This is a genomic window from Tannerella forsythia, assembly GCF_003860135.1.
GTDB classification, from domain to species: Bacteria; Bacteroidota; Bacteroidia; order Bacteroidales; family Tannerellaceae; genus Tannerella; species Tannerella forsythia_A.
Map to the genome: position 1 here is coordinate 75,078 of NZ_RQYN01000004.1, position 17,227 is coordinate 92,304.

General features: G+C 47.7%; 14 protein-coding genes. 7 read left to right on the forward strand and 7 right to left on the reverse strand.

Translation table 11 applies throughout. The features are described 5' to 3' along the window. The first annotated feature begins 7 nt into the window (after positions 1 to 7). Both EII41_RS02145 and EII41_RS02150 read left to right on the forward strand, forming a co-directional pair. The gene (locus tag EII41_RS02145; RefSeq protein WP_124750883.1) at positions 8 to 586 is read left to right on the forward strand and encodes an RNA polymerase sigma-70 factor; all 579 of its coding nucleotides are present in this window, start codon (positions 8 to 10) and stop codon (positions 584 to 586) included. A 73-nt stretch (positions 587 to 659) separates the two neighbouring features. Next, positions 660 to 1,631, forward strand: a complete 972-nt coding sequence (locus EII41_RS02150) for a FecR family protein (RefSeq protein WP_124789240.1) — start codon at positions 660 to 662, stop codon at positions 1,629 to 1,631. 28 nt (positions 1,632 to 1,659) lie between these two features. Here EII41_RS02150 and EII41_RS14470 read toward each other — a convergent pair whose 3' ends face one another. From EII41_RS14470 to EII41_RS02160, 3 genes are read right to left on the reverse strand one after another with little or no spacing between them, the layout of a single operon-like run. After that, complete coding sequence (locus EII41_RS14470) at positions 1,660 to 2,274, reverse strand: TonB-dependent receptor (RefSeq protein WP_260425439.1); 615 nt, start codon at positions 2,272 to 2,274, stop codon at positions 1,660 to 1,662. 15 nt (positions 2,275 to 2,289) lie between these two features. Continuing rightward, on the reverse strand, positions 2,290 to 4,248 hold the full coding sequence (locus EII41_RS02155) for a carboxypeptidase-like regulatory domain-containing protein (RefSeq protein WP_260425440.1): 1,959 nt from the start codon (positions 4,246 to 4,248) through the stop codon (positions 2,290 to 2,292). Between the two features lie 11 nt (positions 4,249 to 4,259). After that, complete coding sequence (locus tag EII41_RS02160) at positions 4,260 to 5,144, reverse strand: GLPGLI family protein (protein WP_124789241.1); 885 nt, start codon at positions 5,142 to 5,144, stop codon at positions 4,260 to 4,262. A 173-nt stretch (positions 5,145 to 5,317) separates the two neighbouring features. On the opposite strand from EII41_RS02160, the gene EII41_RS02165 reads away from it, so the two are divergent. Beyond that, the gene (locus EII41_RS02165) at positions 5,318 to 6,775 is read left to right on the forward strand and encodes a sensor histidine kinase (protein ID WP_124789242.1); all 1,458 of its coding nucleotides are present in this window, start codon (positions 5,318 to 5,320) and stop codon (positions 6,773 to 6,775) included. Beyond that, positions 6,772 to 7,455, forward strand: coding sequence for a response regulator transcription factor (locus tag EII41_RS02170; RefSeq protein WP_124789243.1), 684 nt, complete (start codon positions 6,772 to 6,774; stop codon positions 7,453 to 7,455). Before EII41_RS02165 ends, EII41_RS02170 begins: the two co-directional genes overlap by 4 nt. 396 nt (positions 7,456 to 7,851) lie before the next feature. Here the strand turns inward: EII41_RS02170 and EII41_RS02175 are convergent, their stop codons facing one another. Together EII41_RS02175 and EII41_RS02180 are read right to left on the reverse strand one after the other, a co-directional pair. Continuing rightward, entirely contained in the window at positions 7,852 to 8,997 is a 1,146-nt protein-coding gene (locus EII41_RS02175) for an OprO/OprP family phosphate-selective porin (protein WP_124789244.1), read from the reverse strand. Between the two features lie 15 nt (positions 8,998 to 9,012). Next, complete coding sequence (locus EII41_RS02180; protein WP_124789245.1) at positions 9,013 to 9,792, reverse strand: acid phosphatase; 780 nt, start codon at positions 9,790 to 9,792, stop codon at positions 9,013 to 9,015. 861 nt (positions 9,793 to 10,653) lie between these two features. On the opposite strand from EII41_RS02180, the gene EII41_RS02185 reads away from it, so the two are divergent. Then, positions 10,654 to 11,088 carry a phosphohydrolase gene (locus tag EII41_RS02185; RefSeq protein ID WP_124789246.1) on the forward strand — a complete coding sequence of 145 codons (435 nt, stop codon included), beginning with the start codon at positions 10,654 to 10,656 and terminating at the stop codon, positions 11,086 to 11,088. Positions 11,089 to 11,209: 121 nt separating this feature from the next. Here EII41_RS02185 and EII41_RS02190 read toward each other — a convergent pair whose 3' ends face one another. Together EII41_RS02190 and EII41_RS02195 are read right to left on the reverse strand one after the other, a co-directional pair. Continuing rightward, positions 11,210 to 11,530: a heavy-metal-associated domain-containing protein gene (locus tag EII41_RS02190; RefSeq protein WP_260425441.1), complete on the reverse strand. Its 321-nt coding sequence runs from the start codon at positions 11,528 to 11,530 to the stop codon at positions 11,210 to 11,212. Positions 11,531 to 11,561: 31 nt separating this feature from the next. Next, on the reverse strand, positions 11,562 to 13,775 hold the full coding sequence (locus EII41_RS02195; protein ID WP_124789247.1) for a TonB-dependent receptor plug domain-containing protein: 2,214 nt from the start codon (positions 13,773 to 13,775) through the stop codon (positions 11,562 to 11,564). 135 nt (positions 13,776 to 13,910) lie between these two features. On the opposite strand from EII41_RS02195, the gene EII41_RS02200 reads away from it, so the two are divergent. Beyond that, positions 13,911 to 15,971 (forward strand): acetate--CoA ligase family protein, encoded by a 2,061-nt coding sequence (locus EII41_RS02200; protein ID WP_124789248.1) that lies wholly within the window; start codon positions 13,911 to 13,913, stop codon positions 15,969 to 15,971. Continuing rightward, on the forward strand, positions 15,968 to 17,176 hold the full coding sequence (locus EII41_RS02205; protein WP_411292571.1) for an exonuclease SbcCD subunit D: 1,209 nt from the start codon (positions 15,968 to 15,970) through the stop codon (positions 17,174 to 17,176). The genes EII41_RS02200 and EII41_RS02205 overlap by 4 nt, the downstream gene beginning before the upstream one ends. Positions 17,177 to 17,227 lie beyond the last annotated feature (51 nt).

Sequence of the window (17,227 nt, forward strand, 5' to 3'; positions counted from 1 at the left end):
GAGAGGAATGTCTGTCGAAAAGCAAGAACTGATCGCCTTAAAAAATGGCTCGTGTCAAGCGTTCGAAGCCATTTACAAACGATATGCGGGAAAGCTTTACAACTTTATGATGACCCTCTCGCACGGCGACCGCTATATGGCGGAGGAGATCGTGCAGTCGGTCTTCATCAAATTGTGGGAAGTGCATCGTGAACTCGATCCCGAAAAGTCGATTCTTGCTTTCCTTTCCGTGATCGCCAAAAACATGCTGATGAATAAATATCAACGACAGACGATGGAATACTTGTACCAAGAGTTCGTGCTACGTGAAGAACCTGCCTGCGACACCCTCGTGGAAAAAGAACTCGACGCCAAGTGGCTCGAACAATTTATCGATGAGCTGATCGAACAGTTACCTCCGTCGCGCAAAAAAATCTTTATCCTGAGCCGGAAAAACGATCTATCGACCAAACAAATCGCCGAAATCATGCAGATTTCCGTAAGTACGGTAGAAACGCAGCTATGGCTGGCGGTCAAATTCATTCGTAAACATTTTGAAAAGAACTACCATCGATTATTTCTTCTCGGCCTCATTCTGTTAATTTAGTATAATTGTATGATATCGCATTCGGGGAATCGGCGCCGCCGATTGTACTGTGTATATCATCATATAAAGAAAAATGAAAAAAAACGATTATATCCGTCTATTTGAAAAATATATCCGCAACGAAGCCACGGAAGAAGAAAAAGAACGTCTCTTCGACCGGATTCGGGACGATAAACAGATCGACCGACTGATGGAAAAGCGGCTGGAAAGAGCGGCATGTGACATCGATCACGACACGAAGAACCGGATGTACGAACGAATACGCGCGTCCATTCTGCCCGATAGCAAGCCAGTACGCCTTCATCGTTCGTGGCGTAAGGCGATGCGATGGGCTGCCGTATGGATACTCCCTGTCGTATCCGCATGGACAGTCTATGTTTTCACCTCTCGTCCGGTCTCCGCCGACAAGGTCGTGGCGATCACCACCCCTTACGGAGAGAGAGCCGAAGTGCAGCTGATGGACGGAAGCCGGGTCTGGATCAATTCCGGCTCAACGCTTACTTACGACGGCAACTTCAACCGCAACGAGCGGAGGGTCTTCCTCGAAGGAGAGGCCTATTTCGAAGTTCAAAAAGACGCGCGACGTCCTTTTATCGTAACGGCAGGAGAAATGGATGTGCAGGCACTCGGCACAGCGTTTAACGTAACGGCCTACCGCAACGACCAGTATATCTCCTCCGTGCTGTTGGAAGGAAGCGTCCGGGTGAATGCCCAAGGAAAGGAACACGTACTTGCCGAAAACGAACAGTTGATCTTCGACCGAACGAATCATACGTTATCGATGGGAAAAGTGTACGCGGCCGATTTCATCCAATGGAAAGAAGGAAATCTATACTTCGAAAACCGTTCGTTCGACGAGATTGCCCATACGCTCTCGCGCGTTTTCAATGTCGAAATCCGATTCGCCTCCGAAGAGCTGCGTACCGTCCGGTTCTCCGGCACACTGGGCGGAGGAAGTATCCGGAGCGCGCTCGACATCTTATCGCTGACTTCTTCGATGCGGTACGAAATGAACGGTACGACCGTAGAATTGTATTGTAAATAACCGTTCGTGTCGGGAGCTCTCGCGCGCTTTACAGTCTGATCCGCACGTCTGCCGTGATGCTCCGCCCACGTATATGATACGTGTGACTTGTCTCGTTTAACAGCCCGTAATTCGCGTAACCGTAGACTCTTCGATTGAGAAGATTCGTACCCGTCAGACTAAGAGCGGCACGCTTGGATATCGTCCATCTTACCGATGCGTCGAGCAGGATCAGGTTCGTTGTGTTCTCCGAACTGAATCGGGTATGATAATGTTCACCGCCGATACCGATCTGCCAGGCTTTATCCGGTATAATCGTAAAGGTGAGATATTGCTTCCATACATCATAAGCGCTCTTCTCGGAAGATTCGATTGCCAGCGCATTCCTTGTATACGACAGACGATAATCCATCGACACCCCATGGATGAAAAAGCCTTTCAGATACGGTTGCGCAAAAGTCGTCGTCAACACATACGGCGATTCCACATGCTGCTTCATAGAGGTAGCCCAAGTCCGTACATGGCCGGCGTCAAGCCCCAAGGTCAGCCTGCCGGACATTAGGCCTTTACCGATTCTTCCGTTTACCGCTAAATTCCTGCTCTCATTTCGGATCGGAACAAACGAGTGAAGGATATAATCTCCCATAAACAATTGACTCTCCATCGATGGAAAACGATTCTATTCCAGCTTCCCCATCCAATGAAAGAACAACGAAGTAATGGGATTCCGATATCTGAAGTGCAAGGTTGCCGCACGTTCCTCTCTGCGCTCGGGAACATCTTCGAGCACCGTTAAATTTCTAAAATCATTCATCATGACATTCCGGAGATGTATATCCGCTTTAGGCGGGGTCAAAGAATACTTGAGTTGTGCCGTGATGTCCATCTTCGCACTGATTTGATGACGGAGGGAAAATGACGGAGTCAGGGAAACATAATGCTTCGTCAGATTTTCATTGGTCAACTTATTTCGGATATGATGCAAATGATAGCTCACAGGAACAGATAAGGTAAACGACCATCTGTTGGGTTGATACGAAACGTCCGGAGAGAGGTCGGTCTTCAACAAGGAGAAAGCCGTCTCGTTTCGTGTCGGATAAGAAAGCGCTATTCCGTGCAAATCTGCGTCTATGTTATGATGATCGAAATCGATTCCTCCGCGAGCAGCCACTTTCCACCGGTTGAACAGCCAACCGTAGCGAGCCTCCGTAAAGGAGCGAAAATCTGCTGTCGTCACCTTCTGTATGGCGGAATAGTCAGCCGTTACACGCAAAGATTGAGGTTTATACACATAGCTGTTTCGTGAGGAGAGCGTGAGCAAACGTTCATCTATCCGCCTGACTGTCTGCCAATCGTTCGTGGCTCGGAAAGACGGTGTCTCGGCCTTTTGCAAAAGAGAACGTGTACCGCCTATCGTCGAAGCGGCCTCATCCCAATCCGCATCGACGTAGAGATTGTTTTTCAGGAACCATGCAGGACGATTGACCTGTAACGCCCAATGCCCGCCCAAACGGTGTGCCTGCGTCCGCATCGTCTTTCGCTCTATAAACGACGGAATCTTTTCATCAAAATAATTCGTTTCATACGCCGTTCGATGATCCAACCGGTCCCCTTCGTAAGTCAGGTTGAATTTCAGATCTCTGCCTTCACCTGTATGCCACGAGTTCGAGGTATGGGCAAGCATGGAAAAATTGTCGCGGGTTCTCTGCTCGTCGATCGGTGAGGACGACTGACCGACTGTGATATGATCGTCCCAAAGCTGATCGAGATACCCGTTGCCAAAAATGCGATGCTCGATCTGTCGCCGGCTTTGCGAGGCCGGATTCCATCCGGTACGGTTGACACGGACCGTCTCCATACTCTGCCACTTGCCGGCGATACGCATGGCAAACGCGGAAGCATCGTATAAAAGCGGCGACATTCCTACGCCTCCATGAAGTATGGCGATCCATTGACGACGCGCTTCTTCTTTCAGCTTTATATTCAGTCCTGCCTGCCGGGAGAATTCCAATCCCTTCAACACCTGAACGGGCTGATGATTCTCCAGAACGTCGACACTCGCCACATCCGAAGGGGAGATATTTTCGGTTGCCAATCCGTAACGACCATCCATAAAATCGGAACCATCGATATAGAATTTATTAATCGGCTCACCATGGTATTTGATCTGCCCGTTCTCTTCCACTTTTATACCCGGCAGGCGTTTCAGTACATCCGCAAGATGCTTGTCCGCGGGTGTGGCATACTTGCTCATATAATAGGTCAGCGTATCGCTTCGCTGCTCTATGTCCGGCGCTCTGACGATCACATCGTTGAGCCGCGTCGGCCGGGGGACGAGATATACGGTCAGAGGCGAAGATGACACACCTAACTTAATGGTTTGAGGAGCATAACTCATACATTGAAACCTTAAAGACAAGTCCGGGACAGCCGTATGATATCGTATGCCGAACTCGCCTTGATCATTCGTTATCGTGTATTGATATGTATGATCTGATGAATCTTTAACCTGTACGATCACTCCGGCAACAGGAGATTGATCGTCCTTATCGAGCACTACTCCGCGCACTTCCTTCGTCTGAGCATAAACGACAGACAGGCTGAAGAATGCTGCGAACATCGTTGTGATGATTCTCATACGAGCAGTTTTTAATCCTTCCGCCAGTCTGTTTCCATATAATCGTAAGTCAATCCGCGAGGCTTAGCGAGATCGGTTCTTGTCTCTCCGTTATTCGTAACATTCACCTTGATGCCGCTGACTGTTTCGAGATAACCCAGCGGATTGATATCGTAAGTATATTTCGTTTGATAAAATTTCACGCGTGAAGTCTTGTTATAAAGTACATCGGGTATCGTGATACGACGATCGGACTTGGAATTTATTCCCACACAGACAAAGGAATAATGGTTCCTGACATCTTGCACCTCCATGATAAAACCGGGAAGACCGCCGAACTTCCAAGGGCCGTCGGCCACCGGTATTTCATCGGTATAATAAGCGATGTAGTCCCTACCCCTGAAAGAGCATCTTGCGCTTTTACACGGATAACCCAGTATCTCTTTTGTTTCTTCCGTCATCGTCCATGCTTGCTCCGGAACCGGTTCTTCGATAAGGAACCAGTCCGTAGCGATTTTGTCCGTAGTCGTCAACTTACCTGCCGGATAGTTCTTATAGATTGAATAGGTTTGTCCTCCGATATAGCGTCTGGGATCTGCTTGTATCTGGTCGGCAGTCGATACCCGAATCAATGAATCGACCTGCATGGTGCGATAACTGGAAAACTTCGACAAACCCTGCCCCACCTGCAAGATCATGCGGTCCGTTACAGCCGACGACACCTGAGTTGTATCACGCAAATACGTATAATCGAACATAAACTCCATCACGGTCTTGCCAATCTCTTTTTGCTCTGCCGACGCGGCGGAGTTGGTCGATATCTGACTACCCTCCACGCGAATCACCTGCACCTGCTGTGCATAACCTGCGACGATAGCACCGAAGCTAAACGTCATCATCCATACCATGTTTTTCATACGTTATACATTTTATTATTGGGTTTGACTTTTTCGCAAAACTACGAGCGATGCTCTCGCGGAAGAAAAATAATCCTTACTGTAACATTGATAATTATTACTAAATTATTACTGAAGCCGCTATTGGGTTGTTAATCGATTCGTTCAAGCGGGAAATAGACTATTTTTGCAGTATGGAGAAGCGCATTAAAATACTGCATGGACTAACGATAGGAGCCATTCTTGCCTTCTGCACGATGCAGGGCTATTGGCTCTACCATCGTTATTTGTATACCTTGGAAATCCATGAGAACGAATTATATGAAACCGTTCTCGAAGTGATGCGAGAAGAACGGGAGATAAGAAAATTCAAGAAAAGATCGGATATAAACATCCTGACGAATACGAGAATAACCGCATCAGCCCAATCGGGAAAAGCAGGTATCTTAAGCACCGTATTCGATATTTATGCGGTGGATTCAAGCAAACTTGCACTGGAAAATATCAGCAAGAGAGACATCAAAGACATCATCAGCAGGTATCAAACTGCCCCAACAGAGGGCATCACGCATTATCATTTCGACATAACGAATCATCCTAAGTATCCTAACGAATACGACGCATTGGAGCGCTTTATCATCGATTTTCGCAATCCGTTCGAGATCGCGCGCATCGATTCTCTGTTGAACGAAAGAGGAATCACAGCAAAAGCAATCCATGTGGAACGGGCCGATTCGATGGTCTGGTTACCTCTGAGATTCAATCATACTTCGACGTTCGACCCACACATCACCGTATCGTATCCTTACGACATATTCGAGAAAGAGATGGTGAACATTACCTTGCCGGTCGAATTGTCTCCGGTACTGTCCAACATGATGAACCTATTACTCTTATCGACCGTCCTTTCCGTTTTTCTCGTCAGTTGCCTTGTAGCACAGATCGCGACGATACGGAAACAGCGAAAAGTGGAAGAATTGCGAAAAGACTTCATTCATACGATGATTCACGAACTGAAACGCCCCATATCGACCCTAAAGATGTGTATCTCTTTTATGCGTAACGACAAGTTGATGGAAGATCAAGAAAGTAAGGAAGCTGTACTTGCGGATTCCCGTCAGGAACTGAATAACCTGTCATCCTATTTCTCGAAATTACGAGACCTTACCTTCAACGATATAACGGAAATACCGCTCACGTTATCGGCTTTCGACTTGCGGAGTACCCTAACCGACTGTATCGAAAAACTCATCATCCCAAGCGGTAAATCAGCGACCATTCATCTCCTTACCGACGCAAAATTGATGGTAACAGCCGATAAAATGCACCTCAGCCATATCATCAACAACCTTTTGGAGAACGCCATCAAATATTCCGAAGAAAAAGTGGAAATAAAAATCAACTATTCCGAAAACAACCATGAATCCGTCACAATCACTGTTCAAGACAATGGTTTCGGCATTTCAAAATCAGACCGTAAATACATCTTCGACAAGTTTTTCCGTAGCCCGTCCATCACGAACAGGAATATCCCGGGTATGGGACTGGGCCTGGCTTATGTCAGGCAGTTAGTGATGGCTCATGCAGGTTCGATTGAAGTGGAAAGTGAAGAAGGCATCGGCACCGTTTTTACCATTAAACTACCGCAATGACAGACGCTATACAAATCTTATTAGTCGACGATGATGTAAAAAACTCCATGCTTCTGAAAAAATTTCTGGAAGTCGAGGGGTATCGTGTGACATACGCGAACAACGGCGGCGTCGGTTGGGAATTGTTTCAAACCGTTCATCCCGATTTAATCTTGCTGGATGTCAATATGCCGGAGATGAATGGCTTTGAACTGGCCCGCAAAATTCGGGAGATTGATCGGACGGTACTGATTTTCTTCCTGACAGACCGCACAGAGAAGAGCGACAGGCTGAAAGGGTTTAATCTCAAAGGAAACGATTACATTCCCAAGCCTTTCTATCCCGAAGAGCTTATCGCAAAAATCAAAGAACGTTTCGAGCATAGAACGGTGGTAGTTCAGCGGCAATTCGTCATAGGAAAAACGTCGTTCGACAGCAATCGTTGTGCGGTCTCGTATCATGGAGTCTCACACGTTTTAACCGCCAGACAGACCGACCTCCTTCTCCTGTTAGCGCAAAATATGGGAACAATCGTTGAACGTGAACATATTCTCAAAACCATCTGGGGAGATGTCAGCCATGCGAATTCATTGGCTCTGAATGTTCAGATCACCTATCTGAGAAGAATACTTGAAGACGATCGAAGTATTTCGATCATCTCTCTGAAGAAAAAGGGATATATCCTTCAGGTCGCCATATAAAGAATCAACTTGTTGTGTAATCGACGATGTTTTTTACTCGGGCTTTGCATCGAAAACAGACACGGCCGAATGAAAAGCCGACAAGGTTGTCCCGAAATCGCCCGAGCGAGCGCTTCAAGAAGCTCAAACGTGCGTCGAAAACAGACGTCATCGCACCGAAATCGGACGACGTTGCACCGAAATCAGACGATTTTGCCCCCTAATCAGAGAAGCATCTCTGAAAAAAGTACAAGCTTGCAGTAAAAAACGACAAAACGTCAGGAAAACCCTGCGGACGGTTGGTTGTTGATTGGTTCAATCAAACGTCCGAAGGTTCCTTTTCTTTTCGTCTTTTATTTGCCGATAGCCATTTACAATTCATGACCAACATTCGTCGGAAAAAGAGCAACCCGATGTTCAGAACTTCACCTGAAAACGCGTCTCGATAAGGCTCAGGTTGGTATCGTCATAGCCGGCTCTGTCGGTTGCTTTGGTCAGCGAACCTCTGACACGCCAGATCATGTATTTGTTCGGATAATAGTTGAAGGTGAGCGACCAGTCGTTCACCCGTCCGCCGAGAATATTCGCTTTATGATCGGACAAGTCGGTGTAGTTGTATCCTAATACAACCTCCATCGAACCCGGATCAGGCGTGCCGATACCGCTGTCTCCATCCGAGTAAGCGTAGCTTTTGCCTTTTACAAGGCCTCTTAAAAGAGCATACGCGCCGCTTGCCTGATAACGGGGTAATCCCTTTTCACGGTTGACTGTCACGAAATAATACTGCGATTCGATAGCCAGACGACCGATAGCCGCCGTTACTTCGGGCGTAAACTTATAAAGCATCTTCGCCTCGGTGATGTCGGCCTGCTGGGCTGCCACACGTGCGATACGGGTTGGAAACTCCGACTTCAAGGCATACGAGCGATGATTGTCTTCGGGTTTGGAACTGTATCTCGGCGATTCGAAAGCGCCTGAGATACCTACATGAACGATCTTGCCCGGCTCACGCAGGGGACGGTAGACCAGTCGGCTCATCATACCGTATCCTTCGTTCCCCAGCTTGTCGGTCGTCTGTTTAATCGCTTCGTTTTCGGCAAAGAGACTCAATGTCCCGAATAACGGCCCCTTGCTGTGTAGAAACATCAGGCCGACCAGACGAGAGTTGAAAAAGGCTTGGTTGCTGGCCGGCTCCTCCATGGTAATCTTGAATGAAGAACTTGTTGCGCTCTGCAACCCGAACTGATGCACGAAGTATCCTCCGCGAAGCAGATTCTCCTTATTGAAGATATATTCCACATAGATATCTTTCAGCGAGACTTTCGCATAAGCGAATCCCACATCGACCTTACTCTTCCATTGGCCGTACTGCGCTCCAAACCCGATGCGTACATCGGGGATGGCAACTCCGTCATTGAATTTATCGTTGTAATGATCGGCATGGAACGCTCCCGCATCCATCAGGATACGTCCCGAAGGTTTCACCGTTAATTTCTCTTCGTCTTGACTGTAGGCCGTCCCAATCAACATCAGGCTGAGAAGTATGAGAATAAATTGTTTCATTACGCTCAACTATTTTCAGTTTACGTTTATCTCGCTTTTCTTCACTTTGCCTTCTTTGACGAGTGCGGCAAACTCTTTCTTGGCCTTGCCGAGCTGCACCATAAAGTTCTCGTTGGCATGCAAACGGGCAACAACAGCGCTGGCCACCAGACGTGCGGCATCGACATCGCTCTGGAAATGATATCCACAGATGACACGGCTCTGCCCCATCTCATATCCTCTTTTAAGGATTTCGTTCTGACGGTCGACATTGATCTCAGCCAGTACGAGCGCCGTAGCCCAACCGATGGCGGTATGTCCCGAGGGATATGATCCGTTGGTCGAAAGTTCCTGCTGTTGCTGAGGGTTGCACGTGTCTTCGTGATAAAAAGCAAACGGACGCACGCGCATGTAATGTTTCTTGGCTCCGCGTGTAGCGAGATCTCCCGCATCTTCGCGCATGTTCAACACCAACTTATGGATTTCGGGAGTAGTCTCTTTCGAGATACGGACTCCGAAAGCTTCTGAAAAAGCTTGCGGCACTCCATCCCCGTCTACGTTGGCATCCGAAAAAGCCTGCTCGCCGCGTGGGGTGTTTCTCTGCATCTTTCCCCACTGGTATTGAGCCTGATCATGAAGAAAGAGAATGCTGCCCGGTTGCGGAGGAGGAGCCAGAAGGTCGAGGCTGCTTGCTACGTCTTCGATCTGTAGGAAGTAAAGCGTAGGATTCGTCCGCACGTCTTTAATCTTTTCCTGTCCGAATACAGCGACTGAAATAATACTCAGTACAACTGCAATAAAACTTTTCTTTTTCATAACTATAAATCTTTAATAGGATATATAAAATCGTTTAACTGCAAACATAAACAATTTAGCGCTGAAAACAAAAAAACGGTATCCGGAAAATCTCGCGTGTCAATTCAATTAGCGAATACAGCTATTATATGAAATAAGCAAGTATTAGCTTTTTCGGACAAAGGAAGAGAAAAAAGTTCTCTATCCTTTGTTCCGAAGGCATAAAATCTCCATCTTTTCTTTCATTCAAAAAACATTATGAGATATTTAGCTTGAAAGCAAAGGTGCACAATTTCTACCATGTATAAGCAGGGTTGTACTCAGAAAATGATTTCAGAGAGCATCGGTAATGATGAATCGGTAATGAGCCATAAGCTTAAACAAAACCGTAACGAGAAAGAGAAGTACACGTTTTCTTACGCTTGAGGATATGGCCGAGATCCGTAAGAAGCGCACTCGACAGCCCAAGAATCGTGTCGGAGTAGAGCAAAGTCCTCTTGTTGTGAGTCTCTATCGACACTTTGGAGATTGGAAGATGAACACCATCGTCGGGAAAAACGGCAAAGGAGCTATCCTGACCTTTATGGAAAGAACCATAGCTTTTTGCATAGCGCAAAAACTGCCCAAAGGGGAAAAAGGATTGATTGAGAACACAAACAAACTGATCAAGCTGTACATCCCTAAAAAATCAAATCTCAATAAATTTAGCAACAATATAATCAAACAGATACAATACAAAATCAACGAAAGACCGAGATACAAACTCAAATTCTATTCCCCAAAAGAAATCTTTTTCTTAAATTTGAACCAAAAAGTCGCGTTCAATAGTTGAAACTACACTTGTTCGTAAACAAAATACGCATAAACAACAATAAATAATCGATGTCCACGATAGAGAAAGCGATAGAAATAGCGGTCGCAGCACACAAAGGTCAAAAAGACAAATCCGGAGCAGAGTATATTTTACACCCGTTGCGTGTTATGGAACGGGGGAAAAGTGAAATTGAGAAGATTTGCGGAGTGTTGCACGATGTAGTAGAAGACAGCGAATGGACATTTGAAATGCTTAAAAACGAAGGTTTTTCAGATGAGGTGATTGCTGTATTACGATGTGTCACCAAAGAATCGGAAAAAGAAGATTACGACGTTTTTATCAATCGAATCGCTCAAAATCCGATAGCCGTTGAAGTTAAAATAAATGATTTGCTTGATAATATGGACATCACTCGCTTAAAAGAACTTAACGAACAAGATGTAAAACGATTGAATAAGTACTTGAAAGCATTTTGGAAGTTGCAAAAACCAAAAAACAAGTAACAACATAACCTTTTTATTAAGCACATTAGCGACTGCCAAAGTCACTTTGCCGTCATAGAGTGTTACAGCAGCGACTTTAGCATACGTGTCATTAATGCTTTCGAGATTTCTTTATCTTCCTTCAGTTGTCTTTTTTCAAAGGAACTTCCTCAATCGGAGTGGCTTCTTTCCCGATCTTCTTAAATGCCTCGATCAGTTTTTCGGGATTTGTCTTTTGGGGATGATAAGTCACTGTTACATTCTGATTTTCGGAGTCGATTTTCAGGTTTTTCACGCCTTTCTCGTAAGCGATATTCTTTTTAATGTTTTTGACGCAGTTATCGCACATGATTTCTACGGCAAACGTCGTCTGCGCTTCCTTTTTCTTCGCCTCTTTCTGTGCTACCGCATCAATACCGACCAACAGCATCAAACAGCACATCATCCATTGAATTGTTTTCATTTTCCTTCTCTTTATTATGGTTAATACTTGATTATAAATTCCACCGCAGACCACCGTAGACTTTCCGCCCATGCACAGGCCCCCAGACCATGGTCGCATCGAAATCGTCTCCCCACGGATCGGATGAGGCAACGATCGGGTGCGGTTGCGTGAAGTCAAACAGATTCTCTACTCCCACATATAACGATAACTTCTTAAATCGCTTCGTAATCTGCGCACCGACAAGCGTATAAGCATCGAACGTCGCTTTCCACAACGGGTTTTTCGCATCCGGCGTCGGTAGGGTGCCGGGTCCGTTGAATTGCGCCGTCGCATCGAACTGCCACTGGTAAACGGGCGTCCGGTATCCTGCCGTAATCAGTCCTTTATATCGGCTCGTCAACGGCTTTTCCATCAATTGACCGTTATACGTTGTGCGGGCGTCCGTCCATCGCCATGCGCCACGCACATCGAGGCTCTCAAAAAACACGTAGCTCGCTTCCAATTGGATGTTACGCGCATAGGCACGTCCGTCAAGATTATAAAAACGAACGGCATGCGCGTCCGTCATGACATCGGTGACGACCTGCTGCCCGAAATCCGTCTGATAGTACTCGGCCGAGAGCACCAGCTCCTTTCCCGCCAGCGGGATGTATCCCGTGATACTCGCCCCCCAATTCAAGGCAGACTCCATCTTTAAATCGGGTGCAACGGACAGCTTCCTCACGCGGTTCGATGCGAAAAGAAAGTTGTTCTCGACAAACACATTCGCCGATCGGTATCCTTTTCCGACCGAGGCACGCAGATGAAGTTGTTCGATAGGATTATACCGCAGATGCAACCGCGGAGTGACAAAGAAGCCGTATTCGTTATGATAATCGCCGCGAAGACCTGCCATGACCGTCAGGTCACGCAACGGCATCCATGTATATTCCGCAAAAGCGCCGGTAACCCATTCGGTGCGCAGAGGAAGAAATGCCGCGTGAGACGCCAAATACTCCGACTGTTGCTCGGTTCGATCCATATTCATGCTAAGCCCCGTGCTGATTTTGTTCTTTATATCGATATCGGTATCGAAAAGCAGATTGGCATATACGTTCTGCTGTTTCAAATCATATCCGATAAGTCCGTACTCCGAATTCTGACGATGGAACGACCCGGAAAGAATCAGCGCGATACTGCGGTTCATGTCGGCATCAAGCACATAGCCGTTCTTGGTGAATACCTCGCCACGAAGCGTACGAATATCAATTTCATATAGTGGCTTTTCGGGCGATGTTTCTTTCCCATGTGCAGTCTGTCCGTTTTCACGTGCCTCGTGCACCACCTTGATTCCTACCTGTGAGATAAAATTTTTGCGCGTGTAATACCAGCGATTGAAGAAATTAAACTGTTCGAGCAGTGGAAGGTCGAGAAAACCGTCTCCATTCGCGTCATGCACCCGCTTATCTCGCGAGTAATGAGCAAACAGCCCCGTCGACAGGTGCTTCGACAATCGCACTGCCCCATCGAAGTTGCCTTCCATCCGTCCCGCGTCGGACGCGAACAAATTCACCGTCAGCGGACTTGCCGTAATCGGTTTCTTGTATTCGATATTGATCTGTCCCGTAACGGATTCGTAACCATTACGCACCGACGCGCTCCCCTTCGATACCTGAATGCTTTCCATCCATGGCCCCGGAACATAATCGAGTCCAAAGAGCGAAGCCGCCCCCCGAAAGCTCGGCACATTCTCGGTCAGCATCTGCACATACGTACCGGGCAAACCCAGAAGACGAATCTGTTTCGCTCCCGTAGCCGCATCCGAATACGACACATCGACCGAAGCATTCGTTTCAAAACTTTCCGAGAGGTTACAACATGCTGCACGCGTTAATTCATCAGCATTGATCCGCTCGGTCTGCAAGGTGGCAAAGCGCGGCTTCAAGGTTGAGGCTGTACGTCCCGTCACAACCACCTCATCGACTTGCCGACTCGCTTCCCTCAGTACGACCGATAGTGTAGGGTTATTTGTTCTGACAGCAATCGTATCCGACTCGAAGCCCATATATACAATAACAAGCGTATCAGGCGATACATAGCTCTGCAACGTGAATGCCCCATCGACATCGGTAGTGGCTACCGTACGCGACTGCAACAGGTGCAACGTCGCACCCGCCGCTTTATCTCCTCCCTCAAAAAACACCGTACCTTTCACGGTAAATTGGGCATAGGTTCCAGTAGCCGCGACCAACGCGCATAACACACATATATATCTAAAAATCATATCTTTTTATTATTTCAATACTGTTTGTTCCGTTTGTTCTTTTGCAAAGAAAGATTTTTTTTACCGGAAAATCAGGTATTAAATATTTTTTTGTACTTTTGCACGACTTATAACCCATAAAAATAGAGAATAGACATGATTACACAGCAATTGATAAACCCACAGTCTATCGCCGTTGTGGGCGGTTCAAACAACATCAACAAGCCGGGGGGGCAAATGGTAAAGAACATCCTGACGGGAGGATTCGCCGGGAAGCTCCACATTGTCAATCCCAAAGAGACCAAAATTCAAGGCATCAAAGTGACTCCTTCTGTTCATGACCTTCCGCAAGTAGATATGGGGGTATTGGCTGTTGCTTCATCACATTGTAAAGAAGCAGTCGATGTATTGGTACATCAGAAAGGAGCCAAAGCCATTATCATCATCTCTTCGGGTTTCAGCGAAGAGACCCCGGAGGGGGCTGTGATTGAAAAAGAAATACAACAAATCTGTTCACAGGCAGGTGTATCACTGATCGGCCCCAACTGCATCGGGATGGCCAACCGTTATCATCACAGCGTATTCACGGCACCCGTTCCGGAATTTCATCCGAATGGAGCCGATTTGATTTCTGCTTCCGGCGGCGTCGCTTTGTTTATCATGGAATGTTCTATTCCGAAAGGCCTTCGGTTCAATTCGATCTGGTCGGTAGGAAATGCTTCTCAAATCGGCATTGAAGCGGTTTTGGAGTATATGGACGAAAATTTCAATCCGGAAGAAGATTCTAAGATCAAGTTATTATACATCGAAAATATCAAAGACCCCGACAAACTGCTGTATCACGCATCGTCCCTGATACGTAAGGGATGCAAAATCGCCGCCATTAAGAGCGGCTGCTCGGAAAGCGGCATGAGAGCTGCCTCGTCGCACACGGGCGCCTTGGCATCGAGCGATTCGGCGGTCGAGGCATTATTCCGCAAAGCCGGTATCGTACGCTGTTACAGCCGCGAAGAATTGGCAACCGTCGCTTGTGTTTTCACCTTGAAAGATCTTCATGGAAAGAATTTCGCCGTCGTCACCCATGCCGGTGGCCCGGCAGTGATTCTTACCGATGCCCTCTCGCGCGGAGGACTTGGTGTTCCGGCGTATCAAGGCAAAAAATCCGAAGAACTGAAGTCACGTTTGTTGCCCGGATCGTCCGTATCCAATCCGATCGATATTCTGGGGACAGGCACTCCAGCCGACTTAGGACTGGCCATCGACTATGCGGATAAGCATTTCCCCGAAACGGATGCCATCGCTACCATCTTCGGAAGCACAGGACTGGGGAAAATCTCGGATGCGTTGGAAATGATTCGCCAGAAGTCGGAGACATGCAGTAAACCGGTGTTCCCGATTCTTCCGTCGATTGTCAATTCGTCCAGAGAGGTTGAAGACTTTATTCGTGCAGGAGGCGTTAACTTCTCCGACGAAGTAGCTTTGGCAAGCGCCGTATCGCGTGTAGTAAATACACCTAAACCGACGGCTGGACAAATCGAATTGCAAGGAGTCGATATCCCTCTGATCCGCCGTACGATCGACCGGATCGACGAGAACGGGTACCTGCAACCATCCGACATGCAAATCCTGTTGAAAGCGGCGGGACTGGCCATGGTCGAAGAATGTGTTTCGACCAATGAAGAAGAAGTATTGGCCTTCGCACGTCAGACAGGTTTTCCGGTCGTTGCCAAAGTAGTCGGCCCCGTACACAAAACCGATATCGGCGGAGTGGCGCTAAACATCAAAACCGAGGAACATCTGTCGTTGGAGTTCCGGCGCATGATGAAACTGCCGGGCGTTAAGGCTGTAATGATTCAGCCCATGCTGAAAGGAACGGAGCTGTTCATCGGCGCCAAGTACGAAGACCGGTTTGGACATATCGTATTGTGTGGTTTGGGAGGTATTTTTGTCGAAGTGCTCGGCGATGTGGCCTCAGGACTCGCACCGCTCGAGTACGAAGAAGCTTATTCAATGATCCGCTCGTTGAGAGCCTATAAGATCTTCAAAGGAACTCGCGGACAGAAAGGTGTAAACGAGCATCAATTTGCCGAATTTATCGTACGTCTCTCTACCTTGCTCCGTTTCGCGACCGAAATCAAGGAGCTTGACCTCAATCCGCTGCTGGCTACGGAGAAGGGTATCATCGCGGTGGATGCACGCATCCGAGTAGAGAAATGAGCGGGGAGCGGCAGATTCGGATCATTCACACCGCAGACTGGCACCTCGGTCAACATTTTTTTGAATACGACCGCCGGGCTGAACACATGCGTTTTCTGGCATGGCTCAAGAACGTGCTGAAGGCCCGGCAGGCCGATGTCTTGCTGATCGCGGGCGATGTATTCGACAGTCCGAATCCGTCGGCCGACTCGCAGAAGATGTACTATACATTTCTGCGCGAAGTAACGTACGAAAATCCCGAATTGCAGATTATCATCATTGCCGGGAATCATGATTCGGCGGCACGTCTTGAGGCCCCCAGCCCATTGTTTGAGGAGATGCGTATTGATGTGCGCGGCACTGTGCGACGAACACCAGAGGGCGACATCGATTATGCCGGTCTGATCGTGCCTCTCAAAAAAGGAGGATGCTGCCTTGCCGTGCCCTACCTGCGACAAGGCGATTATCCCGATGCGGAAAATTATTCGCAGGCGGTGTGGACCATGTATGAAAACCTGTATGATCTCGTCCCTGATAAACATCTGCCGGTGATTGCTATGGGACATCTACAAGCCACCGGTTCGGAGATTTCGGAAAACGACCGCTCGGAACGCACCGTCATCGGAGGGTTGGAATCTGTCTCTCCCGATGCTTTCGGGCGTGGAATAACATATACCGCATTAGGGCATCTACATCGTGCCCAGCGTATCTCCGGACGCGAGAATGTACGTTATGCGGGCGCTCCCATTCCCATGTCGTTCGCTGAAAAGAACAACAGACAAGGAGTTGTTTTTATCGAGATAGACGGCAATGTCAAAATTGAACACATCGAGTTCGAAGATACGGTCAGACTGATCACCCTTCCACGCGAAGCTCGCACTTTACCCGAAGTATTGGAAGAGATCGGCCGATTACCGTCAGGAGAGGCGGACGAATGGTCTCCCTATCTGGAAATCAAAATACGGATCACAGAACCGGAGCCTTCGCTTCGGCACCAGATCGAAGAAGCACTGAAAGGCAAGGCCGTCCGACTGACTCGCATCGAAGCCGTAACAGCCGTGCGAGAGGATCGCGAAACCCCTCCCGCCACGGAAGATTTACAAACGATCGATCCGATGGATCTGGCCATGAAAGTTTTTAAGCGGCAATATGGCGACGCACCGATGCCTAAAGCCATGCAAAAACTTTTGCGACAGACCCTCCGAGAAGTGGAAGGATCACTTTAAGCGTGTACACCTCTCGGCTTTTTTGCGTATGTTTGTCGATCCGAACGTAAA

Bases quoted from the DNA above. Each gene is read 5' to 3' on its own strand.
- EII41_RS02180 (WP_124789245.1), bottom strand. From the start codon at position 9,792: ATGAAAAAGAAAAGTTTTATTGCAGTTGTACTGAGTATTATTTCAGTC.
- EII41_RS02185 (WP_124789246.1), top strand. From the start codon at position 10,654: ATGTCCACGATAGAGAAAGCGATAGAAATAGCGGTCGCAGCACACAAA.
- EII41_RS02195 (WP_124789247.1), bottom strand. From the start codon at position 13,775: ATGATTTTTAGATATATATGTGTGTTATGCGCGTTGGTCGCGGCTACT.
- EII41_RS02170 (WP_124789243.1), top strand. From the start codon at position 6,772: ATGACAGACGCTATACAAATCTTATTAGTCGACGATGATGTAAAAAAC.
- EII41_RS02155 (WP_260425440.1), bottom strand. From the start codon at position 4,248: ATGAGAATCATCACAACGATGTTCGCAGCATTCTTCAGCCTGTCTGTC.
- EII41_RS02175 (WP_124789244.1), bottom strand. From the start codon at position 8,997: ATGAAACAATTTATTCTCATACTTCTCAGCCTGATGTTGATTGGGACG.
- EII41_RS02200 (WP_124789248.1), top strand. From the start codon at position 13,911: ATGATTACACAGCAATTGATAAACCCACAGTCTATCGCCGTTGTGGGC.
- EII41_RS02145 (WP_124750883.1), top strand. From the start codon at position 8: ATGTCTGTCGAAAAGCAAGAACTGATCGCCTTAAAAAATGGCTCGTGT.
- EII41_RS02160 (WP_124789241.1), bottom strand. From the start codon at position 5,144: ATGAAAAACATGGTATGGATGATGACGTTTAGCTTCGGTGCTATCGTC.
- EII41_RS02190 (WP_260425441.1), bottom strand. From the start codon at position 11,530: ATGAAAACAATTCAATGGATGATGTGCTGTTTGATGCTGTTGGTCGGT.
- EII41_RS02150 (WP_124789240.1), top strand. From the start codon at position 660: ATGAAAAAAAACGATTATATCCGTCTATTTGAAAAATATATCCGCAAC.
- EII41_RS14470 (WP_260425439.1), bottom strand. From the start codon at position 2,274: ATGGAGAGTCAATTGTTTATGGGAGATTATATCCTTCACTCGTTTGTT.
- EII41_RS02205 (WP_411292571.1), top strand. From the start codon at position 15,968: ATGAGCGGGGAGCGGCAGATTCGGATCATTCACACCGCAGACTGGCAC.
- EII41_RS02165 (WP_124789242.1), top strand. From the start codon at position 5,318: ATGGAGAAGCGCATTAAAATACTGCATGGACTAACGATAGGAGCCATT.